The 26,731-nt window shown below is 66.5% G+C and carries 24 protein-coding genes and 1 pseudogene; 12 read left to right on the forward strand and 13 right to left on the reverse strand.

What is annotated here, in order from left to right:
• Positions 1 to 26 precede the first annotated feature (26 nt).
• Both NA8_RS29215 and NA8_RS29220 read left to right on the forward strand, forming a co-directional pair.
• On the forward strand, positions 27 to 644 hold the full coding sequence (locus NA8_RS29215) for a TetR/AcrR family transcriptional regulator (protein WP_245664050.1): 618 nt from the start codon (positions 27 to 29) through the stop codon (positions 642 to 644).
• A 232-nt stretch (positions 645 to 876) separates the two neighbouring features.
• On the forward strand, positions 877 to 1,752 hold the full coding sequence (locus tag NA8_RS29220) for a slipin family protein (protein ID WP_063053542.1): 876 nt from the start codon (positions 877 to 879) through the stop codon (positions 1,750 to 1,752).
• 145 nt (positions 1,753 to 1,897) lie between these two features.
• Here the strand turns inward: NA8_RS29220 and NA8_RS35840 are convergent.
• The 4 genes and pseudogenes from NA8_RS35840 to NA8_RS33255 all read right to left on the reverse strand — a co-directional run.
• Positions 1,898 to 2,029: pseudogene (locus NA8_RS35840) on the reverse strand (ribose-phosphate pyrophosphokinase-like domain-containing protein); the annotation flags it as partial.
• Positions 1,977 to 2,435 (reverse strand): dienelactone hydrolase family protein, encoded by a 459-nt coding sequence (locus NA8_RS35960; RefSeq protein ID WP_439957432.1) that lies wholly within the window; start codon positions 2,433 to 2,435, stop codon positions 1,977 to 1,979. The gene NA8_RS35960 and the pseudogene NA8_RS35840, both read right to left, overlap by 53 nt.
• A 35-nt stretch (positions 2,436 to 2,470) precedes the next feature.
• Positions 2,471 to 3,361, reverse strand: coding sequence for a universal stress protein (locus tag NA8_RS29230; RefSeq protein ID WP_063053544.1), 891 nt, complete (start codon positions 3,359 to 3,361; stop codon positions 2,471 to 2,473).
• A 3-nt stretch (positions 3,362 to 3,364) separates the two neighbouring features.
• Positions 3,365 to 3,775: a DUF1918 domain-containing protein gene (locus NA8_RS33255; protein ID WP_369690275.1), complete on the reverse strand. Its 411-nt coding sequence runs from the start codon at positions 3,773 to 3,775 to the stop codon at positions 3,365 to 3,367.
• A 715-nt stretch (positions 3,776 to 4,490) separates the two neighbouring features.
• On the opposite strand from NA8_RS33255, the gene NA8_RS29235 reads away from it, so the two are divergent.
• Entirely contained in the window at positions 4,491 to 5,846 is a 1,356-nt protein-coding gene (locus NA8_RS29235) for a wax ester/triacylglycerol synthase family O-acyltransferase (protein ID WP_063053545.1), read from the forward strand.
• A 116-nt stretch (positions 5,847 to 5,962) separates the two neighbouring features.
• Positions 5,963 to 7,582 (forward strand): MFS transporter, encoded by a 1,620-nt coding sequence (locus NA8_RS29240; protein ID WP_084467174.1) that lies wholly within the window; start codon positions 5,963 to 5,965, stop codon positions 7,580 to 7,582.
• A gap of 281 nt (positions 7,583 to 7,863) precedes the next feature.
• Here the strand turns inward: NA8_RS29240 and NA8_RS29245 are convergent, their stop codons facing one another.
• Positions 7,864 to 9,276: a GNAT family N-acetyltransferase gene (locus tag NA8_RS29245; protein ID WP_063053546.1), complete on the reverse strand. Its 1,413-nt coding sequence runs from the start codon at positions 9,274 to 9,276 to the stop codon at positions 7,864 to 7,866.
• A gap of 504 nt (positions 9,277 to 9,780) precedes the next feature.
• Here NA8_RS29245 and NA8_RS34595 point away from each other — a divergent pair.
• Positions 9,781 to 10,029 (forward strand): hypothetical protein, encoded by a 249-nt coding sequence (locus NA8_RS34595; RefSeq protein ID WP_174550155.1) that lies wholly within the window; start codon positions 9,781 to 9,783, stop codon positions 10,027 to 10,029.
• Here NA8_RS34595 and NA8_RS29255 read toward each other — a convergent pair.
• The 3 genes from NA8_RS29255 to NA8_RS29265 all read right to left on the reverse strand — a co-directional run bounded on the left by NA8_RS29255 (position 9,990) and on the right by NA8_RS29265 (position 13,607).
• On the reverse strand, positions 9,990 to 10,745 hold the full coding sequence (locus tag NA8_RS29255) for an SDR family NAD(P)-dependent oxidoreductase (protein WP_063053548.1): 756 nt from the start codon (positions 10,743 to 10,745) through the stop codon (positions 9,990 to 9,992). The genes NA8_RS34595 and NA8_RS29255 overlap by 40 nt on opposite strands.
• A 172-nt stretch (positions 10,746 to 10,917) precedes the next feature.
• Positions 10,918 to 12,471 (reverse strand): acyl-CoA synthetase, encoded by a 1,554-nt coding sequence (locus NA8_RS29260; RefSeq protein ID WP_063053549.1) that lies wholly within the window; start codon positions 12,469 to 12,471, stop codon positions 10,918 to 10,920.
• Positions 12,472 to 12,479: 8 nt separating this feature from the next.
• Positions 12,480 to 13,607, reverse strand: coding sequence for a DUF5938 domain-containing protein (locus tag NA8_RS29265; protein ID WP_063053550.1), 1,128 nt, complete (start codon positions 13,605 to 13,607; stop codon positions 12,480 to 12,482).
• A 231-nt stretch (positions 13,608 to 13,838) separates the two neighbouring features.
• Here NA8_RS29265 and NA8_RS29270 point away from each other — a divergent pair, with 231 nt between their 5' ends.
• The gene (locus tag NA8_RS29270; protein ID WP_063053551.1) at positions 13,839 to 14,492 is read left to right on the forward strand and encodes a TetR/AcrR family transcriptional regulator; all 654 of its coding nucleotides are present in this window, start codon (positions 13,839 to 13,841) and stop codon (positions 14,490 to 14,492) included.
• Positions 14,493 to 15,407: 915 nt separating this feature from the next.
• On the opposite strand, the gene NA8_RS29275 is transcribed toward NA8_RS29270, so the two are convergent.
• Positions 15,408 to 15,686, reverse strand: coding sequence for a DUF1918 domain-containing protein (locus tag NA8_RS29275; RefSeq protein WP_063053552.1), 279 nt, complete (start codon positions 15,684 to 15,686; stop codon positions 15,408 to 15,410).
• A gap of 336 nt (positions 15,687 to 16,022) precedes the next feature.
• Here NA8_RS29275 and NA8_RS29280 point away from each other — a divergent pair, with 336 nt between their 5' ends.
• Positions 16,023 to 16,367 carry a hypothetical protein gene (locus NA8_RS29280; protein WP_063053553.1) on the forward strand — a complete coding sequence of 115 codons (345 nt, stop codon included), beginning with the start codon at positions 16,023 to 16,025 and terminating at the stop codon, positions 16,365 to 16,367.
• Positions 16,368 to 16,522: 155 nt separating this feature from the next.
• Positions 16,523 to 17,125 (forward strand): universal stress protein, encoded by a 603-nt coding sequence (locus NA8_RS29285; RefSeq protein ID WP_063053554.1) that lies wholly within the window; start codon positions 16,523 to 16,525, stop codon positions 17,123 to 17,125.
• Positions 17,126 to 17,455: 330 nt separating this feature from the next.
• Here the strand turns inward: NA8_RS29285 and NA8_RS29290 are convergent, their stop codons facing one another.
• On the reverse strand, positions 17,456 to 18,421 hold the full coding sequence (locus NA8_RS29290) for an acyl-ACP desaturase (RefSeq protein WP_063053555.1): 966 nt from the start codon (positions 18,419 to 18,421) through the stop codon (positions 17,456 to 17,458).
• A gap of 474 nt (positions 18,422 to 18,895) precedes the next feature.
• On the opposite strand from NA8_RS29290, the gene NA8_RS29295 reads away from it, so the two are divergent.
• Both NA8_RS29295 and NA8_RS29300 read left to right on the forward strand, forming a co-directional pair.
• Complete coding sequence (locus NA8_RS29295; RefSeq protein WP_245664051.1) at positions 18,896 to 19,615, forward strand: hypothetical protein; 720 nt, start codon at positions 18,896 to 18,898, stop codon at positions 19,613 to 19,615.
• Positions 19,608 to 20,990, forward strand: a complete 1,383-nt coding sequence (locus tag NA8_RS29300) for a wax ester/triacylglycerol synthase family O-acyltransferase (RefSeq protein ID WP_063053556.1) — start codon at positions 19,608 to 19,610, stop codon at positions 20,988 to 20,990. Before NA8_RS29295 ends, NA8_RS29300 begins: the two co-directional genes overlap by 8 nt.
• A 208-nt stretch (positions 20,991 to 21,198) precedes the next feature.
• On the opposite strand, the gene NA8_RS29305 is transcribed toward NA8_RS29300, so the two are convergent.
• Both NA8_RS29305 and NA8_RS29310 read right to left on the reverse strand, forming a co-directional pair.
• Complete coding sequence (locus NA8_RS29305) at positions 21,199 to 21,588, reverse strand: spore germination protein GerW family protein (RefSeq protein ID WP_245664052.1); 390 nt, start codon at positions 21,586 to 21,588, stop codon at positions 21,199 to 21,201.
• A 356-nt stretch (positions 21,589 to 21,944) separates the two neighbouring features.
• Positions 21,945 to 22,982 carry a magnesium transporter gene (locus NA8_RS29310; RefSeq protein ID WP_245664053.1) on the reverse strand — a complete coding sequence of 346 codons (1,038 nt, stop codon included), beginning with the start codon at positions 22,980 to 22,982 and terminating at the stop codon, positions 21,945 to 21,947.
• 576 nt (positions 22,983 to 23,558) lie between these two features.
• On the opposite strand from NA8_RS29310, the gene NA8_RS29315 reads away from it, so the two are divergent.
• Positions 23,559 to 24,206: a response regulator gene (locus NA8_RS29315; RefSeq protein WP_063053563.1), complete on the forward strand. Its 648-nt coding sequence runs from the start codon at positions 23,559 to 23,561 to the stop codon at positions 24,204 to 24,206.
• 69 nt (positions 24,207 to 24,275) lie between these two features.
• Complete coding sequence (locus NA8_RS29320; RefSeq protein ID WP_063053558.1) at positions 24,276 to 26,021, forward strand: sensor histidine kinase; 1,746 nt, start codon at positions 24,276 to 24,278, stop codon at positions 26,019 to 26,021.
• 106 nt (positions 26,022 to 26,127) lie between these two features.
• Here NA8_RS29320 and NA8_RS29325 read toward each other — a convergent pair whose 3' ends face one another.
• A complete protein-coding gene (locus tag NA8_RS29325; RefSeq protein ID WP_501193539.1) occupies positions 26,128 to 26,610 on the reverse strand; it encodes a pyridoxamine 5'-phosphate oxidase family protein in 483 nt (160 codons plus the stop codon).
• Between the last annotated feature and the right edge of the window lie 121 nt (positions 26,611 to 26,731).

Below are 26,731 nucleotides of genomic sequence, written 5' to 3' on the forward strand. Positions count from 1 at the left end.
CGAGCGGAGAAACTAGCCTGATTCTCGTGACCCGCGCCGAGCCCGTACCCCGCACGTCCGCCGACAACGGCCCGGATTCCGGGTTTCGCCGCCGCCTGCTCGACGCCATGGCCGTCGCCGTGCGCGAACGCGGGTACCAGGACTCGACCGTCGCCGACGTGGTCCGCCACGCCCGCACCTCGCGCCGCACCTTCTACGAGCACTTCACCAGCAAACAGGACTGTTTCATCACCCTGCTGACCGAGCGCAACAAGGAGACGATCCAGCAGATCGATGCCGCGGTCGACCCGCACATGCCGTGGCGCACGCAGGTGCGCCACGCCATCGAAGCGTGGATACGCACCGCACAGGACGATCCCTCCATCACCCTCAGCTGGATCCGCGTCGTCCCCGCCCTCGGCGAGGACGCCCGTCACCTACAACGCGAGGTCGGCGAAGCGTTCATCGCCCTGATCCAGAAACTCACCGACACACCGGAATTCGCGGCCGCCGGACTGCGGCCGCCGTCCCGGCAGGTGGCGACCATCCTGTTCGGCGGCTTCCGGGAACTCATCGCCACCACCGTGGAAGACGGCGGCGACATCGGCGGCATGGTCGAGGTGGCGGTCGAATCCGCGATCGCGCTGATCGGACCGCACCCCTAGCGCTCGGCCCCGGTGACCGCGTGGAGGTCATCGGGCGGCGACGACGAATGCTCCGCCGGTCAACACCGGCACCACCGCGCCGCGGCGATCGCCCCTGCACCCAGTTGATCCCCGACCGCGGGCCGCAGCTCCTCGCCGCCGGGACGCAGGCGAGGCCATTCGGCACTATCGGCTATCTGCGCAAACTCGCATCCTGGGTCAGATACTGATTCATATCTGTGAAGGAGGCGTCGTGAACGTCGTCGCCGGTATCGTTGTTGTCGCCGTATTGGCGCTGATCTCCGGAGCGCTGTCTATTCGAGTGGTGACCCAGTACGAGAAAGGCGTCCTTTTTCGCCTGGGACGAGTCATCGCGGTCAGAGAGCCCGGGCTGAGATTCATCATCCCCGTCGTCGACCGGTTGCGGCTCGTGTCGATGCGCATCATCACCCTCCCGATTCAATCGCAGGGAATCATCACCCGTGACAACGTCAGCGTCGACATCTCCGCGGTGGCCTACTTCCGGGTGGTCGATGCCGAGAAGTCGGTGGTCGCGATCGAAAACGTCTACGCGGCGATCGGTCAGATCGCCCAGACCACACTCCGGAAAGTGGTCGGCCAGCACACCCTCGACCAGGCGCTCGCCGAGACCGACGTCATCAACGCCGATATCCGGCAGATCCTGGATGCCACCACCTCGGCATGGGGAGTCGAAGTCACGCTGGTCGAGCTCAAGGACATCCAACTGCCCGAAAGCATGCAACGCGCGATGGCCCGGCAAGCCGAAGCCGAACGCGAGAAGCGAGCGAAGATCATCGCCGCCGAGGGAGAATCGCTCGCCGCGGCTGCGCTGGGCGCTGCCTCCGACACGATGACGGCGCACCCGCTCGCCCTGCAATTGCGCAACCTACAGACCTTGGTCGAACTGGGAGTGGACAAGAACACCACTGTCGTGTTCCCCGCACCGCTGATGAGTGCAATCGGCGATATCGGAGCCTTCTTCGCCCGTGAATCCGCCGCCTCCGCCACCCTGGGTTTCCGCGCTCAGCAGACATCGGCCGGCCCTGCCGAGCCGACCCCATCCGACGGAGTAGGCACACCCTCACCGATGACACCCACATCCGGGTAACTTGTCCCCGCTCCTGGCGGCCGCCGCCGTTCCGCCTTCGCCGCGCCGCGCCGCCCACTTCACCGAGGTGGTGGCCGTGCGTGGCCGCGGTCACCCGGGCGGCCCCGCCTCGGCGGGCGTCGAGCAGCAGCAGAAGTTCGACGAGGTGGTCGTTCACCGGCGGCGAAGTCGGCTGCGCGACATAGACGTCGTCGTCCCGGACTCGGTCGGCGATCGGTCGGACTTCACCATCGGGAAGCCGCTCGATCGCGCAGTCGGCGGACGCGACGTCCGGCAAGTCGGCGATAGCGGTTGCCAGTTGCGGATCGGCGTTGCCGGAAAGAACCCGAATCGAGGTCATGGTCGCGTCTCCGTGCGTCCGGTGCCCTGTCGACCGCCGGTGCGGGCGACAGTTGAGCCACCAGCCAGTCACGCGCGAGTTCGGCGGCCTTTTCCAATGCGCCCGGTTCGGCGAACAAGTGCGTGGCACCGGGCACCACCGTGAGCGCGGTTTCACACGACATCTCCTGTGCCGCCGAACGATTGAGCTCCAGCACCGAATAGTCGTGCCCACCCACGATCAGCAGCGTCGGCGTCCGCACCGCCGGAAGTGCACAGCAGCGGGATATCGAAACCCTTGCCCGATCGACCTCCTCCTCCGGAGTGAGGGGCGCGTCCAGCGCCCGTGCGACTTCGTAGGCCACGGGGACGCCACCGCGGGGTAGGCCCACCACGACGGTCAGGGCTCACGCGCGACGATGACCGGGCATTCCACCGAATTCACCAGCGCCGACGTGACGGAACGGTGCAGAATTCCGGTCGCGCCCTTGCGGCCACAGCTACCCACTACCAGCAACTGCGCGCTGCGCGCTTCGTCCGTCAGACAGCGAACCGGGCTGTCGTGCGCCAGAATTCGCCGTACCGGTACCTCCGGATATCGCTCGCCGAATCCCGCGAGATTCTCTGCCAACGCCGCGTCTTCCAGCTCCCGCACAGCCTCCCAGGAGGGAATGAGATTGGTTCCGCGCGTATCGCTCCATGCGTGCAACGCGATCAACTCCACCTCGCGACGCGATGCCTCGTCGAACGCCAGTCGCACCGCTGATCCGCAGTCGCGTGTTCCTTTCACTCCGACGAGGACCGGCATACCCGCGGACTCCGCATCCGTAGCGGGGGCGGAGCGAACGACGGCGACCGGGCAGTGGGCGTTCTTGATCACGGCTGTGCTCACCGACCCGGGCAACCGGCGGGTGAAGGCCCCGAGACCACGGTGGCCGAAGACCACCATTCGCGACAATCGCGAACGATCTGTCAGGTACGCCACGATCGGATCGTCGATCAGTTCGGTTTCCACTGTCAGTGTCTCGTCGGGCGCGGCTTTGCGAGCTATATCGCGGGACTTGGCGAGTATTCGCTCCCCGTTCCGTCGCCGCACTGCGTCGGTGTCGGTCGACCAAGAGCCCGGACCGAAGCCGGTCCGCACGGAAGCCACGATGCGCAGTCCGCGCCGGTACAGCGCCGCGTCCGCCGCCGCCCATGCCACCGCATGGTAGGAGAAAGCGGAACCGTCGACGGCGACGACGGTGGGTCGGCCGCATTGTTCGCACGGTGAGGTTATGTTCTCCGCCATAATTCACCTTGTAGCTCGGACTGTCCTACATGAGCGCCCGCGGGCCTCGCGGCAGGTCGGCTCGCCCGACAGTGCCTGGGGGACAGATGCGCCTCCGCGATTTCTGCCTGCGCACGCAGTCGGGGTGACTACATGTGCGTCCGGCCCGGGACAGGTGAGTGCTCGATGGCCGGTATCGGTCCAGTGCGCGAGGTAGGGCGGCGTTCCGTCGGTGCTGTGCACTTCCTCGATGGGATCGTGCCGGATCGCGCCGCCGAGATTGCGGCCTTCTACTATCAGCGCGTCCCTTACCTTCGCGTGCATGCGAGCGACCTCCTCCGTTCCCCCGCCCGACTCATCGTGCAATCTGCCGCACACCGAGGGTAGGGCCATTGGTCGCTGGTCGACGCTGCGCTCGGCGTCATGTGAGGCCATTTGTTGTTCTCACGGTGGACCCGATGCCCCTATCGCCGGGGCCACTCGGCGCACGCTCGGATCATCGGATCCAGCATGCCCTGACCGGCTGGCGGGAGGTCGCCATGCGTTCAAATGATCTCGCTGCCCAGGCACGTCGGATATGGCGGAGATGATCGCCACATCAGGTGGTGACCCCTACCGGGTGCGTTCCTGCGAGAAGGCCGCTCGGTCCGTCGCCGGGTATCCCGTGGACATCGGCACCCTCGACCGACTAAGGACTGATGGCGATCCCGGCCGTCGGCGCCCACACCGCCGACCGGCTCTTGGAGCTGCGCCGCACCGGCCACCTCGCGGCATTGGAGGAACTGCACGCTCAGTTGCCCGCCGGACTGCGGGCACTGCTGGGTATTCCAAGGCTCGGGCCGCGCCGGGCCACCGAAAACCGATCACGCGTGCCAGTTGGGGATGCAGCGCATGACCCACGATAGAGCTCTCCAGGCCGGCGCTGTCGAGCATCCGTCGCGAGCGGATCGCCAGTTCTGCCAGGTTACCGCTGTCGAGCCGGATGGCGGCGTGGCATTGCCGACCGTGGCGCTCGATGAGCGGGAAGGAGCCCAACGTCACCTGTGCCGGTGACATTGGCATCTCACTCGAAGTGTCGTGTCCACGAGAGGATTTTTGTAGTTCCAGCAAACAGACAGCAGCCTGAGACGCTGCCGGGGACAGGTTCGCGATGACCGAATTGGGCCCGCTGGACACGGGCTTCATGGAGATGGAAGACACCGACCGCCGGGTCAGCCTCGGTATCGGTACGGTGGCGATCGTCGAGGGTCCGTCGCCGTCCAGGGACGAACTGCGCGGCTGGCTGGATCGCGGACTGGAGCGGCACGCACGGCTGCGACAACGGGTCCGGCGCGTGCCGTGGGACGTCAAAGCTCCGGTGTGGGAGGAAGACCCGGATTTCGATCTGCACCATCACATTCGGTGGACCGCGTTACCGGCCCCGGGTGGCGAGCGGGAGTTACAGGAGCTGATAGCGACCGAACTGACCGAACGGCTGGATCGTGACCATCCGCTGTGGGAAGTGGTCGTGGTCGACCAGTTGACCGACGACCGCTGGGTGATGATCCTCAAAGCCCACCACACCATGGTCGACGGCATCTCCGAGCTCACACTGCTCGAAAGCTTCTGCGACCCCACCGCTATCGACGTCGGCGAGCACCGCAGGCCGAATGGAAAACGTTCGGGCGCGGGGATGCTGAAACTCTTGAAAAGAGCGATTCGGGCACCTGTGGCCATCCCGCGTTCCGCCGTGGCGACCGTGCGCACTTTGGCGCCGGTGTTGTACGCGGCGATCGCGCCGGCAAGCGAGTCCTCACTCAACGGCCCTATCGGGCGTCAGCGGCGTTACACGGTGGCGCGAACCATGCTCCCGCAGGTGCGGGAGATAGCGACGGCTTTCGATGTCACCGTCAACGATGTCGCGGTGGCTGCCATCGCCGCCGCCTACCGACGATTGCTGCTCAGCCGCGGCGAACATCCCACCCCCACCGAACTGCGCATCGTCGTACCGGTCTCGACACGAACGACGGAGGCGAAACAGGTGCTCGACAACCGCGTCTCCGCGGTGATCGCTCATCTGCCGATCGAACTCGACCAGCCCGTGGAGCGTCTGATCGCCGTCCACGAACAGATCGGGATGCACCGAGCCCGGGGTGAAGCCGATGCCGAGAGATCGGTGCTCTCATTCTCCCGGCGGCTGCCGTTCGGGATCGTGGCCGAAGTGTTCCGGCTGGCGGTCTCCTTTCCTCAGCGCGGCGTCGTCGCACTGGCGACCAACATTCCCGGTCCGCGGCACCGTCTGACTCTCGGCGGCCGGAAAGTGATCGAGTTGTGGCCCTGCATCCCGATCGCCATGCGGGTGCGCACGACGATCGCGATCCTCAGCTACCTCGACCGGCTGACTTTCGGCATCACCGGTGACTACGACACGACCCCCGACATCGAGACGATGTCCTCGAGCATCACGACCGAGATCGCGGTGCTGCTGGCCCACGCCCGCGACCGGCAACTCTCCCGACGACCGTGACCGGTCCTGAGCCGCGACGCCGGTACCGCCACCGCTCGATCACGGCACGCGAAGTGAGTCCGGAACCGCAACCGGCACCACACGCCGATCCGGCGAACGCGGCAACCAGCCACGGCCTGCTGGTCGTACTCGCCCTCGCCCTCGCCTTCACGATCACCGTACTGGACCCCCTCGTGCTCAGCTTGAACCTGCCGCAAGTGAGCCGGGACCTGAGTGTGCCGCCGCAACTCGCCGGTTTGCTCGGCGGAACGGCGACCCTGGTGATGGCCGCCGCCGTCCTCGCCGCAGGCAATCTCGGAGATGCCTACGGGCTCAAGCGGCTGTTGATGATCGGTCTGAGCATCGTGACGGTCGCCGACCTGCTCTCCCTGCTCTCACCCGGCTACGGATACCTCTTCGCGATGCGTGTACTCGCCGGTCTCGGGATGACAGCGCTGCTCGGTGTGCCGCTGGCCCTGCTGAAGACATCGGTACCGGAGCAGAAGCGCCCGACCACCATCGGTGTCTTCATGGCGGTGGAAATGATCCTGTGCGGTGTGATCCCGGCGCTCACGGGCTGGATGGTGACCGCTGTCGGCTGGCGATCGCTGTTCTTGGTCACCCCATCGCTGTCGTTGCTCGCGCTGTGGCTGACCGCCGTCTACGTGCCGGAGTCATCCGGCCGGCAGCGCTCCCGGCTCGACGTGATCGGCGTGGCTTTGATCGGTTCGGCGCTGCTCGGCATCGTCATCGGCATCGCCGCCGCACAGAAAGGCGTTTCCCGGCCGGAAACACTGCTACCGCTTGCGTTCGGTGGGGTGGCGGCGACCGCGTTCGTGCTTCATGAACGACGTACACCCGAACCCGCCTTGGACTTGACGCTGTTCCGCAGCCCGACGTTCAGTGTCGCTCTGGCGGCGGCGCTCACCCTCAACTTCCTGTCCGCCGGATTCGGAGTCGCGCTCGGGCAGTTCGGGGGCAAGGTGCTGTCACTGTCGCCGGAGGCCATCGGCACGCTGTATCTGCCCGGCACACTGCTCATCGCGGGCGCCGTAACCGTGGCCGGGCGCCTGGTGGGCGTCTACAGCCCACGACCGGTGTTGATCGCCGGGCTGTCGCTGCTCTCCGCGAGCGGACTGCTGATGGCGGGAACGGCGAGTCCTACAATGGCGCTGTGGTTGCTGGTGCTGGCCACGTGGTTGTGCAATCTCGGCGCACTGGTCACCTCGACTTCGGTGTCCGAAATGGTGCTGTCGGAAGCACCGCCCGGACATTCCGGTACGGTCGCTTCCGTTCAGCTGGCCTCCGGGATGACCGGCTATGCCTTGGGACCCACCGTTTACCTCCTGCTGCTGAACATCTTCTTCCGGCGGGAATGGCTGGCGGACGCGCACTCACGCGCACTGTCGGCCACCACCGCCGAGCGGGCGGTCGACGCCGCGCGCAGCGCGGTGGCGCACAGTCCGGGCAGCGCTGGTTACGACCCCCACCTGCTGCGGCAAGCGGCTGGGCTGCGGCTCGATGTGGACTTCGCGGATGCCCTTCGGCTCACCATGCTGACCGTCAGCTTCCTACCGATCGCCGTGGCCGTGGCGGCGCTGCTTCTCGTGCGTCGCCGCACCGAACACGGCGCCTCGGCTTCCCAGTGTTCTGGAGCAGAGCACGAGAGCGGCATGGCAGCGGGTTCCGCGATCGACCCTGACCCCCGACGCCGCGCCGACCGCACCAGTAGGGGCCTTAAGCCCCCGGATGAATAGCCAACTCCTCTACAACTTCGATGCGCCTCGGGACGATAGTCGAAGTCACAGATCACGAAGGAGCTCTCATGGATTGGCCGACCGCCGCAGTCGTAATCGCCGCCATCATCGCGGCCATGGTCATCGCGACCACCTATCTATCCGCCAGGAAGCCGTAGGTCCGTCGCACGCGGCTGGCGCAGCATCCGCTCCGCTGGGGGTGTGCTGTCGGGCTGTGGCTGGGCCGGACTCCTCGGTTGCTCAACGCGGCGCTGCCCAGGGCCGCCGCGCTCCACCCTCGTTCAGCCGATTCGTGCAGGCTGATCCTGCCTGTGGGCGTCTAGCTCGAGGTCGAAGTGAGTGGTGGCTCCGGCGTATTGCAGCGCGTCCTTCCAACCCTGTTCGGTGATGATCGCGAGCATAAGGGTGTTCTCCGTCAGGATATCGGCGGTGAGGCGTTCGACTCCGCGAAGGTAAGCGGCCGTCCCAAGCCGCCGGACGAGCAACGTGCCGAGGCCGTGACGCTGGTCGTGGGCGGCCACCGCCAGGGCGATCTCCGCGGCGACATGTCCGGGCGTGGCGTCGGTGACCACGTAGTTGGCGACCCCCAACAGGTGCTCACCATCGAAAGCACCGAGCGCCAAGTGCGTGGAGTCGTGCAAGCACAGCTGTTCGGCGAATGCCTCGATGTGCTTCGGGAGGGCGCTGAAGAATCGGAGACGCGCATCGTGCGCCGACATCTGCCGATGCAAGGTCGCGACCGCTTCCCGGTCATCGGGCGTGAGCGCGCGAACCCGCACGCCGGGGATCGGTGGAGCAGGTCGGGCAAGCGGATTCGCGCCGAGACCGACCGGAGGCGTCCGTGATGGGCAGATCATGACGGGGCACCGGCTGTGGCGGAAGAGATCCGTGCCGAAACCGCGTATTGCGGAGACCGGCGCGTGTCCATCGGCTCCGGTGACCACCAGTTGCGCACCGAGCACGCGTTCGCTCAACGCCGCATCCGATATCTCAGCGGAAACAGCCGCGGTGACATCGGGAAAGGCTTCTTGTGCCGCGGCCACGTCCGCGTCGAGTGAGCCCCGCTCACGGTCAGCGGGCGCGGCCGGAACCGGCTCTGTGAGAGTCGTGGCGGCGGGTTGTTCCGGCCTGACGTACAACGGCAAGACCGATGCCCCGAATAGGCTGGCGTAGTGGAAGGCGGCGAAAGCAGCGCCGGTACCACCGCTATCGTCCGCCACAGCGAGGATCACCGGTCGTCTATCCGGAAGCTGGTCGTGCCGCCCTCGCCAGACGATCACCGGGCAGATCGCATGGTCCGCGATCATTGCACTGTGGAAGGTGGCCGCCAGCACATCGAGCGCCCCCACCTCCGGGTGGCCGAGGACGACCATCCGGGCGTCCTCTTCCACGCTGGCCAATGCCTCTTCGGCTGGTCCGTCGATCAATCCGCCGGTGACGACGAGTTCGGGATGACAACGGCGCACGGCGGCGAGGGCGTTGTCGACGACCATCGCACTTTGCTGTGGTCTTGCCGCGACCTCGATTCGCTTCGGACCAACGCGTGATAAGTCAGTGCTTGCTGTGGTGACGTAGACGATATGGAGAGGACACGATAGCCGCTCGGCGAGACATGCCGACCATAGAGCGGCCGCGTGCCCGATGGGTGGGTGGTCGACTGTCACCACGATCGGGGAACGCCCGCCTGCGCTCATGCGATCCTCCAGTCACGGCAGTCCACCTTGGTTCCGCGGGGTAGTCGGTAGCCGCTCACAGCGCGGCAGTCACGGAGCCGCACGAGTTTCCGCGGCCATTCCGATTCCACGCGGCTTTCGCACTGAGCGGTAGGGTCGAGGGTCCTTCATTCGAGGACCCCCGACCCAGCCCGACCCGTCGAGAGCGGCGTTCCGGCCAGTGAATTGGATCCACCGATTCCAAGCATGCGCGGCCCAGCGTCGGCGTGTGTGCTCGACTTCTGTCGGCGCGGCGACTACGACTGCGTGCGTACCCGGAGACGCTCTATCCGCTGACCTGCTCGGTCATCGTGGGTGAACGACCTATGACCGGGCGCGAAGCGTGCTGCCGCGCACGTGCCGGCGGACTTCGAGCTGGGCCCTGTCCGAGAACTCCGCCTGCTGCACGGCGCCAGAGCCCGTTCGGCGACGACGTGGCGCGGCGGCTGCGGGAACGGATCTACGACCGGGCCCCACCTGTCGACGGTGGCCAACCACCGACTGGCCGCAGCGGCCGAGCCGGACTTCGAGCCGGTAGACGTGCTGCACCAGTTGAAGGAGGCCACGCTGGTCATCGAGGGCAGCCACGAGCCGGCCGAGCCCCGCCACGGCGCGATCATCGCCGAGCGGATCCCCGGGGCGCGGCGGATGATCGTGGCGGCACCGCGGATGTGCGAAAGCTTGCGGAATCGTTGTCAGACCAGCGAGGCGGTGAGACCTCCGTCGAGTATGTAGTGGGAGCCGGTGATCCAGGACGCCCGATCGGAGGCCAGGAAGGCGGTGAGTTCGGCGATGTCTTCGGGCGTGCCGAGCCGGCCTTGCTTGGCGGCGACGAGGTCGCCGAACGGCACGTGGGTCGCCGCCTCGAAATCCGGGATCAGCCGATCCACCATCTTGGTGTCGGCGAAGCCTGGGCAGACGGCGTTGACGCGGACGCCGGAGGTCCGCATCTCCACTGCGGCGACGCGTGTGAGCTGGATGAGGGCGGCCTTGGTGGCGCAGTAAGAGCCGAGCAGAGGACTGCCTCCGACCCCGGCGATCGAGGAGATATTGACGATGTTGCCCTTCGACGCAACGAGATGCTCGATGGCGGCTTTCATCGCCAGGAACGGGCCGCGCACGTTGACGGCGAAGATACGATCGAAGCTGTCGGTCGACTGCTGCAGCAGTGGCGAGGAGACCTCGATGCCCGCGTTGTTTATCAAGACGTCCAGACCTCCGAGTACATCCACGGCCCGGGTGATCGCGGCCTGTACCTGGGTCTCGTCGGTGACGTCACAATTGGCGATCCCGGCGGCCCCGATCTGTTCGGCGGCCAGGGCTGCGGACTCTTCGTCGATGTCACTGACCACCACACGAGCGCCGCGCTCGGCGAACAGCGCGGCGATCGCTTTGCCGATCCCGGCACCGGATCCCGTGATGAACACGCGCTTGTCTTTCAGCTCAGCCATTTTCGTTCCTTTCCTAGAGGAGATTGTTTGCCGCGAGGGCGCCGGAACCACTGGAGTTCGTGGGCCGCACTCAGTCGCATCGCAGTGGAGGAATACGCAGGCGCGGTGGGCCGGCGCAGGTGCGGCAGCACAGTCGTCGCGCGAGTCCCGGTTCGCGTGAGAGGCGACGGCGTCATTCGGTCGTGTTGAGCACTTTCGTGCGCATTGCGCTGCGTATTTCGTTCTTCAAGATCTTGCCGACCTTGGATCGGGGCAGGTCGTCCCAGATTTCGAGCTGTTTGGGGGCTTTGACGCTGCCGATTCTCGCCTTGACGAACGAGATGAGCTCCTCGACGGAAACCGTTCGTTCGGGCCGCAATTGAACCGCGGCGGTGACGCGCTCACCCCACTTCTCGTCCGGCAGGCCGATAACGGCGCTTTCCTTGACCGCAGGGTGGGCCAGCAGGGCTTGTTCGACCTCGGCGGAGTACACGTTGAAGCCGCCGGTGATGATCATGTCCTTGGCGCGGTCGACGATGTAGAGGTAGTTGTCGTCATCGAGATATCCGATGTCGCCCGTGTGGTGCCAGCCGTGGGTGCTTACCTCGGCGCTGGCGGCCGGGTTGTCGTGGTAACCGTCCATCACCAGCGGCCCTCGGATCACGATCTCGCCGCGCTTCCCGGCCCCGAGCAGGGTTCCGTTGCCGTCCATGATCGCCACTGTCGTCAACGGCGTCGGACGGCCGACCGAGGTGAGCCGCTCTGTGGCGATCGACCCGTCGGTGCGAAAGTGATCGGCGGGGGCGAGGGCGGCGATCATGTTCGGGGCCTCGGTCTGACCGAAGAGTTGCCCGAGTACAGGCCCGATCCGGGTCAAGGCTTCCTCGAGCCTGGTCGGCGACATGGGCGCGGCGCCATACCACAGGCAGCGCAACGAGGACAGATCGGTGGCGTCGAGGTCGGGGTGGTCGAGCACCCCGTAGATCACCGTGGGCGGCAAGAACGCGTGCGTGATGCGGTGGTGCTCGATCAGGGTCAGGAACTGACCGATGTCGGGTGCGGACATGATGACGATCTGCCCGCCCAGGCTGAGGATGGGAAAGGTCAGCACCCCTGCGGAATGCGTCAGCGGAGCCAACGCCAGATAGCGTGGTCGGTGACCGAACGGATAGCTCATCAGTGCCAGCGCGGTCGAGGTCATCATGTTGCTCTCGGTCAACCGCACGCCCTTGGGGCGGCCGGTGGTTCCGCCGGTACCGGCGAGCATGCACAGTCCCTCGGCAGGGTGACGGTTCGGAACGAGATCGCCGGAGTTGCCTGTCAGCCAATCCTGGAAGCTCACCGCGCCCTCGACCTCGCCGTCGAGGCACACCAGCCACCGCAGTTGCGGCAACCGGTCGCGGATGCGGGCGACCAGATCGGCGAACGCGCGCTGGAAGAACAGCAAACGGCAGCCGAACAGTTCGAACAGCTGACGATTCTCCTCGGCCTCATTGCGGGGATTGACCGGGCACCACACCGCCCCGGCCCGCGAGATGCCGAATACACAGGTCAACGCCAGCGGGTCGTTGGCCGATAACACCGCAACGCGGTCGCCGGCCGCGATTCCGGTGTGCTGCAGGGCGCCAGCGATCGCGACGGTGTGGTCGAAGACCTCGCCGTAGGTGCGCGTGACACCGCCGGCGGTCAGGCAGGGCGCATCGCGCCCGAGCGAGACCCCTTTGTCGAGATAGTCCGAAAGTCGCATCGTCGGCCTCAGCTGTGAGCAGTGACGATGGGATCGAGCACGAGACCGAAGGCGCGCAGCACCCCCAGCAGCTCCCGGTGCCCGAAAGCCTGGCAACTCGAGGCGAACCCGACCGCGCGCGGCGGCGCCTTGAGCAAATGGGCTGCACCGTAGGCGTTGAGCAGCGCGGTCTGCTTGTAGTTGCAGTTGCCATGGATCACGCAGTGCACCCGCCCCAGCGGACCCGAGGCGTACACCGAGTCGAGAGAGGTGTTGATCCGAGGGTTTTCCCGCGGCGGTGTTTCGCTACGGATCGAAGCGGAGATCGCGTCGATGATCTGGTACTTCTCCGTCTCCGGCTTGCCCTCCATCTGTTCCAGCGCCGCCGTCACCATCTGCGGCACGCCCAGCATCAACGGGCGGTTGATCACACCACCCAAGGCGCGCGCATTCGCTACGCGCGGGTCGTTCTTGAACCACACGGGATGCGACGTGCCGCCCCACGGCAACGCCAGCCCCAGTTCGTGCTGGCCGGGCACCACGACCTGATACAGGCCCTCGTCGGCCGGCCACGCCACGTACTCGTTCTGCTCCAGGTAGTAGGCCTCGGCGAACGCGGCGTTGGTCAAGATCGTGTTGGTCGAGGCAACCGTCGGGTGGCCCTTCCAAAACACCTGGATATCCAGCGTGTCCAGCCCCGGTGTCTCCAGGCAGATGTTCGCCGCGATCTCACCGATGCTGTACATCTGCGCCAACCCCGGGGTCAGGACCAAGCCCCGTGCGGCGAAATCGGCCCCGTAACGCTGCTCGGCGTCGATCATCCAATTCTGCTCGCCGTTGGTGTCGGTGTAGTGAGCGCCGATGGCCAAACACGCCTCGACCACGGGATGGCCCCAGCGCGCGAACGGGCCGACGGTGTTCAGCACCACGGCCGCACCCTGGAACGCGTTCACCAGCGCGGCCTTGGAGTGCTCGACCTCGACGATGTCGTGCTCGACAGTGTCGATGCCCGGGACGGCCTCGACCACGCTCTTCAGCCGACGGTAGTCACGCCCTGCGGCCACGAACGGAATGTTGTACTCGCGGAGATATTCGCAGATCAGTCGACCGGTGTAGCCCGAAGCCCCGTAGACGACGACGCGCTTGTCGGTTGCCATGCAGAGATTCCTTTCCTGGGAACTGCCCGCAACGCCCGGCGGCGGGTCAGCTGGAATTAGCACCGCTGAGTCGCGGCTCACACCCGCGTCGCCTTGTGCTGCACGCCACATTAGGGCGGAGTTTGGACGACTGTCAAGAAATCTTTTGACAGTCGTCCAAAATCTGGCCGATGGTGGCCGTCTACACTCGGAAAGAACCGCTCACGGTGCACAAGGAGAGGAACTCGCCACGTGACGCAAGTCGTTGACGCCCGTGCACGTGTGGAAGAGCGCGCCCGTGACAAGTTCCAAGCCAAGCGCACCGAACTCGCGCAGGCCACCTTGCACACACTGGCCGAACTGGGGTACGCGCGCACCAGCCTGCGGGAGATCGCGCAGAATTCCGAGTACTCGCACGGCGTCCTGCACTACTACTTCTCCGGCAAACTGGATCTGATCACCCACGCTGTGCGGCTGTTCGAGGCCGTCTGCGTGACTCGCTACGACGAGGTGGTCGAGGCCTCGGTGGACGCCGATGAGCTGCGCAACGCTTTCACCGCCACCTATTTCGGCACGCTGGTGACCGACGCGCAGATCCACCGCCTCTGGTACGACCTGCGCAACCAGATTCTGTTCGACGAGTCATTTCGTGGCGATGTCCTCGACATCGAGGTCCGGCGCGAAGAGATGATCTGGCGAGTGGTCACGCGCTACTGCCGGCTACGCGGAACCACCCCCGGTTTCGATCAAAGCGCTGCATACGTGCTGCTCGACGGCATCTTTCACCGTGCGCTGCTGCACCACTTCGCGGGAGACTCCGCCGGCATCGACGCCGCCCGCACCCAGCTGGAAGCGGTGTTCACCATGCTCGACGCCATACCCGCGCACCCCAACCCGGCACAGTAGTCAGCCGGCGCGGATAACCCGGCGAGCGGTCACCGCGACGAATGCGAAGATCACGTGGTTCGACCGAGTCGACAAGGATCGAACACGCTCCTTGTCAGTCGAATTACCTTGTCGTCCAGTAAATCACGATCGGAGACGTCGGCCGCGGACTCCCGACTTGTCCCGCACGTCGAAGGCTTGGGAAGTCAAGCTGAGTGTTCCCACATCGGGATGCACGAGCGGCTCGCACCGCACTTTTGCCTGGTCCGGGGTGACGTGCGGTGCGAGTAGCCGGTGGCCGTTGTCGAGTCCGTGTACCGGCCTACTGGTCTGCGGATGGTGTGGCCCCGCAGGCGCAGGTTCCGCCCCGTGGTCGATAGTCGTGCACGTGGCCGGCGCGGTGCTGGCTGATCCGGCAGCAGGCGTGCAGTTGGGCTTCGAGGGCGGCGCGGCCGCGTTGGACGCGGGATTTCATGGATGCGGACCTGGACCGCGTCCGTGACATTCTCGGCCCCGTACAGCTGCGGGGCAGGCCCGAGCTGACCGCAGTCACCGATGAAGGGCCGGATACCTCTTGCCGTCTGGTCCGTCGCACCTTGACATTAGTGTCGTACTACCTGCTCAAGCCCCTGTGGCGAAGCTGCGGGCGGACGGCGCCGAAAGGAACTACGCGACACCAACATCCTGATGAACGCGGCCTGCCCAGGATTCACCGCGACCGACCTCAACGGATTTCGCGGCGTCCGCACACCGGAGCAGGGCGCGGCGATTGCCATCCGGCTGCTCGCGCCCCTGCCCGGTTGGTGACCTCTGTCGTTTCCATGCCGGACGGCGTGGCCCCCGAACCGACCGAGGGGCCTGGCTCGTCGATCCACCCACCCGCTCACTGTTGCTCGGTGGCCCCGTTACGGCGATCTGCGTGACTGAGGCGGACCCTCAGGTGTCCGCGGACTTCGTCGCAGGCAGGCTCGACCGATAATGCCTCGAGGAGAGATGCGCCTCCGCGATTTCCTCCTGCGCATGGAGTTCATCGCGGGAGACCACGTGTGCGTCGGGGCCGGGAAAGGTGAGTGCCCGACGTCCCGTATCGGTCCAGTGCACCAGGTAAGGCGGCATTCCGTCGCTGCCGTGCACTTCCTCGATAAGACCATGCCGAACCGCGCCGCCGAGGCTGCGACCTTCGACTATCAACCAGTCCCCTATCTTCGCGTGCATAAGGGTCGACCTCCTTCGAACTCAATCGTCGCAACATGCCGCGAACCGACGGTAGGGCCATTGGTCGCAGGCAACCGCGGCGTCCGGCGCGAAATGAGGTCATCGGTGTTCTCGCGGCGAACCCGATGCCCATATCGCCGCGGGGAACCGTGAAGATCGCCATTTCCAGGCCGTACCCGCGATGACGGATCCGGAAAGTCCTTACCGTCGCCACTGACGGACGGTTCGGTGCGAGCCGGCACCGTCACGTCACAAACCGGCAGGGGCCAAAGGAAGTGCCCAGGCGGGGCCATCGGACTCTAGGCGGACCACAGCCGCTGGGACGACGCTGATGCCATGTCCCTCAGTGATGCACTGACAGCGCCCCTGCACACCGCGCGCGAACAGCTCAACGCCGTCGCCGGGAAGATCGGCACCGGGGCGCTGCCGACACGTCTGCGCACAGCGCTGCGCGGGGGGACCGGCGGCGACAGCGTCGCGGCTGACGACCCGATCACCGCACGACTCGACGAACTGGAGCACCGGGTGCTGCTGCTCGGTGACGCCATCGCGGTTCTCGCCCGCGGACTCGAGCAGTTGCCGAGCAGTGACATCGATGACCAACGCCGGGCCGACGCGGCCCAGCAAGCCCACCGCATCCTCATCGCCGAGCACCTCACCACTGCATCCGCACCGCAGTAGCCTTTGCCGACCACCGGTCGCACCGCCGCGGCATCGAAGCAGACGCCCACCGCGCCGCCATCGAACCGTCGTGGCCGCCCGGATCAATCGCCCGCGGTATCTCGCTGGTTCTTCGGTAAGCCGGTGCCCGCGGCATTCACGGAGGACCGTAACAGATGTCCGCCAACACCAATCCACCGATCGTCGTCGGCGTCGACGGCTCCCCGGTCGCGCTCGCGGCGCTACGCTGGGCTTCGGTCGACGCGGCTCGCCATCACGTGCCACTGCACCTCCTCCACGCGATCGGTGTCCTGGGTGACTTCGGATCGGGCTTCGAACTCGGACAGTTCGACTTCGACAGTTACCGCCGAGGTGGACTCGACGCGCTCGAAACCGCCCGTGCGATAGGCGTCGCCGAATCGGCGCCGATCGCCGAAGTCGATATCGGCACCGAACTGGTGGAGGCGTACCCGATCCCGGTGCTGAGCGATCGTTCCCAGACCGCGCGACTGCTCGTTGTCGGCACACATGGGCTCGGCGCGCTCAACCGCAGACTGCTGGGATCGGTGGGGCCGATCAAGGATTCATCGACCGTGCCGACAGCGCTGCAGGACGGGTCGTGGCCAACTCGCGGACCTGGCGATGATCACCGGCACTTCGGCCGCGTGCAGGACGGCCTGCCCGCGCATAGGCACAAAGAGGCCAGGGCCTTAAGCCCCCGGCTGAACGGCCAATTCCCCTACAACGTCGATGTGCGCCGGGCGACAGTTGAGGTATGAGACCACGAAAGGAGCCATCATGGATTGGCCGACCGCCGCAGTCGTAATCGCCGCCATCATCGCGGCGATGGTCGTCGCGGCCACCTATATCTCCGCCAAGAAGCCGTAGATCCGCCGCTCGGCTGGGCGGTCACCGTCGGCCTGTCCTGGGGGGCGGCACGGTTCATCCCGCTGAGGCGTAGGCGGTGAGGAAAGCTCGCTGCCGCCGACGACGGTCGGCTTCTGCCGCAAAGTCGGCTTCGAGGGAATCCGGGCCTGCCGAAGGCGGAGACGATCACACCCCGCCCTCGGCACTGTGTAGGTTTCCACCCGTGGTGTTCTCGGCCGGCGCTACTGCGCGGCGCGGGCGCGTTCGCGCTCCAAGGCGCGGGCGCGCTGTTGTTCGAAGCGCGGGACGCGTACCTGTTGCATATCGTCGAGGAAGGCGGCGAGCCGCTCGCGCGCCTGTTCGCCACGTACCCCGAAATCGTTGCGATCCATGATGTTCCACTGCCTGACCACCGGGAGCAGTACTTCTTCCAGGTGCTGGCGCAGGTCGTAGACGCCGTGTTTGGCCATCAGCACGCCGTTGCGACGGAACTCGGGCATGCCCGCGCCGGGCATCCGGAAGTTCTCGACGATGGTGTCGATGGCCTCCATCGCCTGATCGGGCACCAAGTCCAGGGCGGCGCCGCAGATGGTGCGGTAGAAGATCATGTGCAGGTTCTCGTCGGCGGCGATGCGCTGCAGCATGCGGTCGGCGATCGGGTCATCGCATACCCGGCCCGTGTTGCGGTGGGTGACCCGGGTGGCCAGTTCCTGGAAGCTGACGTAGGCGACCGAGTGCAAGAACCCGGCGCCACTCGCGACATCGGTTTCGTCCGCACCGGAAGAGAATCCGTTGGCCATATGGACCATCCGGGCCTTCTCGAGGGCAACCGGGTCCACGCCGCGGGTGACCACGAGGTAGTCGCGGATCACCGTGCTATGGCGCATCTCCTCGGCCGTCCAGCGGCCGACCCAGGTGCCCCAGGCGCCGTCGCGGGAGAAGTTTTCGGAAATCTCGCGGTGGTAGGAAGGCAGATTGTCCTCGGTCAGCAGATTGGTGATCATCGCGGCTTTCGCGACCTCGCTGAGGGAGGACTGCTCGGCAGACCAGTCCGTGCCACCGAGCATGGCGAAGTTCCGCCCCTCCTCCCAGGGCACGTAATCGTGCGGATGCCAGTCCTTGGCCATCGACAGGTGCCGGTGCACGCAGTCCTCGGCGATGGGTTCCAGTTCGGACAGAATCTCGCGTTGCGTCAGGTCCCGCGCCAATGCTGTTGCCTGCCTCTCTTTTTCGCAATCGAACCGGTCGGCATACACACCACCACCGTCCCGGATCAGCGCACAGGGCCGAAGGCCCCGAGGAGCAAGGACCGAGTACCCGGTATTTCGATGACCGCGGCCGCGACCAATCCGAGCCGCCGTCGTCGCGGTGATGCCTGGCCCGCACGCTCACGGCCGGATCGGCCGGGCGGCTGTGGACGGTGGGTCGTGACGACACAGAGGATTCGCGGCCCAGCGGCGCCGCCAATGCTGGGGCGGCGGGCCACCCTCACCGCTGGTGAGCGATATCGATGTCGAGAAGCCGACGATGTCTTTTGATTGCAGAGTTCAGCAAGCAGCTCGGGTCGCTGCTCACCAGGGGGTTTACCGACGCTGGATCGTACTGCCCGGGTCGCAAGGACTGTTGCGACGAGGACCTTCGGACCTGTACGGAAGCCGTGCGACGGGCGGATCATCGAGGGCATGACGCACCACACCTATGTCGAGGACCGGACGATCCGGCCTGACCAGTGCCTTTCGCGGCCACCGCACGCCGGCGAGGCGGTCGCGGACGACATCGCGGCGAGTTCGTCGGGGAGGCAACTGTGGCGCAGATGGTTCGGGCTGGTGACCGTCGGTGAACTGCTCGGCTTCCTTACGCCCGCGGTGGTGGGCGCACTGGTCGCGGATCGCGCAGGTTTGCCCGTCGCGGGCGCGCTGCTCGTCGCGGGGGCGGTAGAGGGCGCGACGCTGGGATGGTTCCAGGCTCGCGCGGTGCGACCGGCGCTGCCGGGACTCTCGAGCCGCCGATGGGTCGCGGCGACGGTCCTGGGTGCGGTCGTCGCCTGGTCGGTGGGCGCGTTGTTCGTCGTCACCGACGGACTGTCCGGATGGTCGCGGGCCCCGCAGGTGGCCACGTTCGTGGCGGGAGGACTGGTGATCCTGCTGTCCATCGGAGTGGCGCAGTGGGTCGTCCTGCGCGCGCATGTGCACGGCGCGGCGCGCTGGATCGCGGCGACCGCCGCGGCCTGGCTGGCCGGATTGACGGCTTTCACCGCGTTCACCACCCCGCTCTGGCAGCCCGGCCAGGCGACCGCGCTGGTGGCGGTGATCGGCGTCTTCGGCGGGCTCCTCATGGCGGCCGCCATGGCCGCGGTGTCCGGCCTGTTTCTCGTCCGTCTGCTGGGAAGAGCCGATGAGTGAACTGGGGCCTCTCGACGCGGGGTTCATGGAACTCGAGGACACCGACCAGCACGTGAGCGCAGGCATCGGCGCGGTGGCGATTCTCGCAGGCGCACCGGGGGATCGCGCCGAACTCGTGCGTCGGCTCGCTCGGCGCATCGAAGTGAACACCCGGATGCGCCAGAAGGTGCGGCGCGGTCGCTGGGATGTCATCGCGCCGACCTGGGTCGCCGATCCCGACTTCGATCTCGGACACCACCTCACCTGGGCGGCGCTGCCCCGTCCACAGGACGAGGCAGCGCTGTGGGAGCTGGTGGCGAGCACGTTGGAACGGCGGCTCGACCGCGATCACCCGCTCTGGCACTTCACCGTCGTCGAGCAACTGGCAGGCGACCGTTGGGCGGCGATCCTGTCCGCCCATCACAGCATGGTCGACGGTGTCTCCGGAATCTCCTTGTTGCAGAGCCTGTGTGATCCGCAGACCGGGGCCGCCGACGCCGCACTCGCCGAGCGCGAAGCCGGCGCGCTGTCGGCTCGAAGCGAAGCCGGCGCACCGGCGGACTGGCAGCGTCTGCTCCGCAGTGGGCTGGAGTTGCCGCTGCGAACCCCCGGATTGATGATGCGGGCGCCTCGCGCGGTGGTTCGCACCGCGCGGGGCATGGCGCCGCTGATCTGGAACGTGCTCGACCCGCGGGGCAGCTCGTCGCTGAACGGCCCGATCGGCCGACAGCGCCGCTACGCGGTCGCTCGCCTTCGGCTCGACGAGATCAACCGGATTCGCGAGGTATTCGGCGGCACGGTCAACGACGTCGCGCTCGCGGCGGTCACCGCGGCCTTGCGCGCCGTCCTGCTCGCGCGCGGCGAACAACCCGCACCGGACGCGGTTCGTATCCTCACCCCTGTCTCCACGCGGTCGGCGGGGGCATCCGGGCGGCTGGACAACCGGGTCTCGCTGATGTTGCCGGTACTCCCGGTCGACCTCGACGATCCGGTGGAGCAACTGACCATGGTGCGTGAGCGAATGGGCACGCTCAAGAGCGGCGGAGAATCCGGTGCGGGGCAGGCGCTGATCAGCTTGGCCGGGCTTGTGCCGTTCGCGCCGGTGGCGTGGGCGGTGAAGACGGCGCTGCGCTATCCGCAGCACGGTGTCGCCGCCCTGGCAACGAATGTGCCGGGGCCGACGCAGACGCAGCGCATGTTCGGTGCCGACGTGCTCGAGATTTTCCCGTTCGCCCCCATCGCGATGCGCCTGCGCATCGGCATCGCAATGCTCAGCTATCACGGCACGCTGAGCTGCGGTATCACAGGAGATTTCGACGGCGCGCCCGATATCGCACTTGTCGCGCAAACCATTCCGGCCGCGGTGGACCGACTGCTCGCACGCGCCGAGGCGTAGTCGCCCGGCTACCGTGCGGTGGCCCTCATCCCCAGATGAGCGAGGTATTCGCTTGCGGCGGTGACGATTCCGGCGGCCGCAGTCGTCACCACGCGCATCGAAGGCCACAGCACCCGCGGGTGGGCGTGCTACAGACGGGGTCGGTGAACTCCCATACCGTCGGCATTTGCCCCTTGCCGGGGCGAGGCGGCCGAGCGGCCGCGGAATACTACCTCGCCTGAAGCTTCGCGATGCGAGCGCCGACGAGGAGCGCGGTCACAGCGACCACGCCGATCACCGTCGCCAGCCGATTGACGTCGACAGCAGCTTGCCAGCGCACCTTGCCGTCTTTGACCACGAAGGCACCCACCGGTTTGGCTCCCAAGCCGAAACCACCGCCCGACCCTTCCTGTCCCGAGCTGTCGCTGCCTTCACCGGAACCGCCGCCGCCGGAGATCGCGGCGGCCGCGATGACCGTGGTTCCGTCCCGTTCGACCGGCTCCGCGTACACCCGCGTCACCGTCAGGGAGTCCTTCGCCGTGGCGAGTACATCTGCGACCTTCATCGGTGAATCTCCATCCGTCCATGCGTTCGAAATGGCCTCGACGAGCCATTTCATAAGCTTCCATGGGAGTCGGGAACCAGCAAAGAGTCCTCGGGCCCCTTCGCTGGGGCGGAATGGCACGGGCACCGGCCTCGGTCGATGGATTCCGTTGTCTGCCGGCCCGCTGTCTTCGCTCTCGGCAGCAGACAGCCCCACGTTCCGTCTGCGCTGCCTCGATAATCGCGGACGTGCGGCGCACTTCTCGCGATGGTTGCGAGCGGGGGCCGCGAAAAGCGGTCATCCGGCCCGATCCCAGTCCGCTGAATACCTGGTGGGAGGCTGTGATGCACGCTGACGGCCTCGCCGTAGCGCGTTCCGCGAGTTCTCCCCGCTGAGTCGCCCCGTGCAGCCGGGGCGCGGCCACTGCATGTTCACCCCACCACGACCGTACTCACGGCCAGGTACACCACAATCGACAGCAGATCCTGCACGATGGTGGCCAGCGGCCCCGAACCGAAGGCAGGGTCGGCACCGACTTTGCCGAACAACCAGGGCAGTAGCATCGCTACCACGGCCGCGGCCGAGCATGCGGTGAACAGCGACAGGGACACCGCCGTGGAGACCGCGGCATCATGCCAGAACAGGACCGTCACCGGAAAGGTCAACCCCGCGACCAGGCAGCCGATCAGCAAGCCGGTCACCGCTTCTCGCCAGACGATCCTCCGAATGCCGACGCCCACGGACAGTCCTCGGATGACCAGTGCCTCGGTTTGCGTGCCCACCGCGTCGGCGAGATAGACGATGCCGGGGATGAAAAAGGCGACCAGGACCTGCTTCTCCAGCTGTGACTGGAAGGCATCCATGATTCCGGCCGCGAACATCGCGCCGACAAGCCCTACCAGCAGCCATGGGAGGCGGTGCCACAAGCGGCGTCCGATGGGCTCGGTGCTGGCTTTCCGCGCACCCCGCGTCGAGGTCAAGTAACCGGACAGGCGTGCGATGTCCTCGTCGTGCTCTTCCAGCAGCACCGCCAACAATCGTTGCGGCGCAATGACGCCGAGCCAGCGCCGCTCCGCATCCACGACGGCCAGCCCGGCTTCGTTGTGACGCAAGGCTTGCCATACCGCCCGCTCCTGGTCCTCGTGCCCCGTCACGGTCGGTGGGTCGGCATCCATGACCGTCTCGATCAGGGATCGCGGATCCGCCGCCAACAGGTTCTCTACGGCGACGATGCCCGCCAATCGGGGGCCGTCGCAGACCGCGATAATCGCGACGCTGGCAAATCTTCGGCCCCGGATTCGCGCGAGCACCTGCTCGACGGTGTCGCCGGGCGCCGCGGTGGGCACATCACGGCACGCGTGTGCGGCGGCGGTTGTCAGGAGAATCGCGGGGTGATCCCCTGCGTCATCCTGCTGTTCGAGGCGATGCGATGTCGCATGGTCAATCCGCATCGGAGCCGTCCAGCGCATCCGATCGACGCGAACTCGCCGGCAGCTCGCGGGCATGCGCAGGCAGCCGCCCGACGCCACCGAGCGACCGATTCAACCCGGCTACGTTGTCTCCTCCATCGGTCGGGCCCGTGGCTTCCGTCTTCCGTCGCACGTTCCACACCGCCGCTGCGCCGCCCCGTGGTGTCCGGTACCGGGTGGTTGTCACGACTGTCTCCCCCGGCTCGCCGGATCGCTTCGTTCCATACGCTCATCATTCACCGCGCCCTTGGGCTTCCACAGAGGCAGAAGTCACCGTCGCACAGCTGTTTCGGACATCCACCGGCGCTTCGAGCCGCGCGAACAATCGGGACCTTGCTCTCGGCGAGGAAGTTCTCACACATCCGCCGGCGGATGTGCACGCCCCTTCCTTCCACTCGCTGTACCTCGGTCCCGCACGAAAGGGCACCAATCAGATCAGTTCATCTGGCCACAGTCTGTGTTGGATACGCTCGGCTCCACCTGTCAAGGGACCTCGGTCACCAATCCGAGGTCCAACTCCGAGGCGAGGTGAACGGATTGTCCGTAGCCTGAACAACGTCACGAAAGGGGTTGTTCATGGTCAAGGTGTTTCTGGTCGACGACCACGAGATCGTCCGTCGCGGCGTCGCCGACCTCGTCGACCTCGAGCCGGATCTGGAGGTCGTCGGCGAAGCGGGCAGCTACTCTCAGGCACTGGCCCGCATACCCGCCCTTCGCCCCGATGTCGCCGTGCTCGACATGCGGCTGCCCGACGGCAACGGCATCGAGCTGTGCCGCGAGCTCCTCTCGGCGGATCCGGACCTCCGTTGCCTGATCCTCACCTCTTTCACCGACGAGCAGGCCATGCTCGACGCCATCCTCGCCGGAGCCAGCGGATACGTGGTCAAAGACGTCAAGAGCCTCGCGCTCATCGACGCCATCCGCACCGTCGGCGCCGGTAACTCGCTGCTGGACAACCGGGCGGCTGCGGCGCTCATGGCCAAGCTCCGATCGGAAGCGGAGGCCAAGACCGGACCGCTCGCCGCTCTCACGGACCAGGAGCGCACCCTGCTCGCCTTACTCGGCGAAGGCCTGACCAATCGGCAGATCGCGGGCCGCATGTTCCTTGCGGAGAAGACCGTCAAGAATTACGTGTCGCGACTGTTGACCAAGTTGGGCGTCGAACGTCGCACCCAAGCCGCGGTAATCGCCACGAAGCTGAGACAGCCACAACAGCAGTCCTGATGCGAGCGCCGGTCCTCGACGATCATCCACGAGGGGACCCGGCGGCGCGATCGTGGGAGAATGCGCTCTATGGAGGGCCAGGCACACACCCGCGGTTCCAACGGGCGGACCTCGGTGACGGAGACTCTATCGCAGCTGCGGCTGCGTGAGCTGCTCATCGAGGTACAGGACCGGATCGCACAGATCGTCGACGTCCGCGACCGCATGGACCGGCTCATCGAAGCCATGCTCGTGATCACCGCCGGACTCGACCTCGACAACACCTTGCGCACGATCGTGCACAGCGCCATCGAACTCGTCGACGCCGAATACGGCGCACTCGGTGTCCGCGAAACCGACGAGACCAGCACCCAGCTCGCCGAGTTCGTCTACGAGGGCATCGATGACCGCACTCGCGTCATGATCGGCGACCTCCCACGCGGGCACGGCGTCCTCGGACTCCTCATCGAAGAACCCAAACCGCTACGACTGACGAGAATCGCCGACCACCCCGCCTCGGTCGGCTTTCCGGCACATCACCCGCCCATGCACACCTTCCTCGGTGTCCCGGTCAAAGTGCGCGAGGAAGTATTCGGCAATCTCTACCTGACCGAAAAGGCGGGCGGGCAAGAGTTCACCGAAGACGACGAGGTCGTGGTCCAGGCATTGGCCGCCGCGGCGGGTATCGCCATCGAAAACGCCCGGCTCTACGAACAATCCAGAATCCGGCAACAATGGCTCGAAGCCATACGCGACGTAGCCACCGAACTACTGGCCGGCGGCGAACCCGAGGAAGTGTTGCAATTCGTCGCCGAGCGCGCACTGAGACTGACCGACTCGGCGATCACCTTCCTCGCGCTGCCCGAGGATCCCGATATCCCGCACGACGAAGTGACCGAACTCCTCGTCGTCGCCGCCGCCGGGCCGAGTTCGGAAGCGATGAAATATCGACCCGTACCGGTTGATGGATCACACGTGGGCAGGGCATTTCGAACAGGGCGACCGGTCTCGATCGACGAGCGGCTCGCCGACACATTCGCCGACACGGCGCCGGAGACGGGCCCTGCCTTGATTCTCCCGCTGCGTGCGCGGGGCTCGGTCATCGGCGTGCTCGCCTCGTTGCGGCCTGCGGCGGCGCCGCCGCTCGATTCCGCCACGCAGACCATGATGGCAGCCTTCGCCGATCAGGCGGCCCTTGCCCTCCAGTTGGCCGACACCCAACGTCGGATGCGCGAACTCGATGTCCTCTCCGACCGCGACCGCATCGCTCGCGGCCTGCACGACCACGTGATCCAGCGGCTGTTCGCGGTGGGTCTGGCCCTGCAGGGCACGGCGCAGCGGTCACGGGTGCCGGAAATCAAATCTCGGCTCATGGAAACCATCGACGACGTGCAAAGCATCGTTCAGGACATTCGCCATTCGATCTTCGACCTGCAGAGCAACACGACGGCGGATTCGTCCAAGTACCGGAAACATTTGCACGGCATCGTCGTCGATATGACCGCCGACACGGGACTGCGGACCACCGTCCGGCTCGCCGGGCCGGTCTCCGTGCTCGCGCCGCCACTGTCCGACGATGTCGAGGCCGTCCTGCGGGAGGCGCTGAGCAACGTGGTCCGGCATGCGGCCGCGAGTACCGTGGCGGTCGAATTGCACGTCAAGGACGACGTCATCATCGAGGTGACAGACGACGGGGCGGGCGTTCCGGACGATATTTCACGCCGCAGCGGACTGGCGAACCTAGCCGCGCGGGCCGAGAACGCCGGCGGAAATTTCAGCATCATCAACCGGCCCGAAGGCGGCACCGTGCTGCGCTGGGCAGTTCCGCTGCCGTAACCGGCACCGACCTCGCAGCAGCGCGGCGGCGACGAACTTCGGGAGTGGCGTCGAACTCACCGTTCGTGTCGGCGCCGCCTCATCGTCCGGCCAGACGGTCCGGCCATCATCGGCCGGTCGAGAGACACTCGCGCACTTCGGCCGAGGGGGCGATCAGTTCGACCCCCATCACCAATGTCGGTTCGATCGCGATCACACGGTCCATGGCCTGATCCACCCAGGGCCGAAGGCGCCGGGTGTATTCGGCGATCAACTCGGGGTCGGTGACGGGACGTGCCAAGCCCGTGACCACCACCGACCAGCCCAAGCGCGCGATGGGGTCGATGTCGTCCACCTCGTAGGCGACCACCACCGATCGGTCGCCGCGCACCGAACGAGCCAGTCCCGAACCGAGCGCAGTGCGCACGACGATGGAGCTGCCATCGACCACCAGGTGATTCACCGGACGAATGGCCGGCAACGCATCGCGGGTGAACACGATCCGCCCGAAGGGCGCACTCGCCACCAGTCGCATCGCCTCGTCCCGGCCGATATCGACGCTGATCCGGGGCGGCCGATCATCGCGGCACGATAGTTCGAACTCTGGCACGCGGTATAACCCCACTCTCGATTCGAATACGCCTTCCATGGCACCAGCGGAATCCAGGCCCGCACAGGGGCGAATGTCCTCGCCGTCGCAGACCAAGGGCCTGACGGTGCACAGCAGTTGC

It is taken from the genome of Nocardia arthritidis NBRC 100137, from assembly GCF_001612765.1.
Lineage (GTDB): Bacteria > Actinomycetota > Actinomycetes > Mycobacteriales > Mycobacteriaceae > Nocardia > Nocardia arthritidis.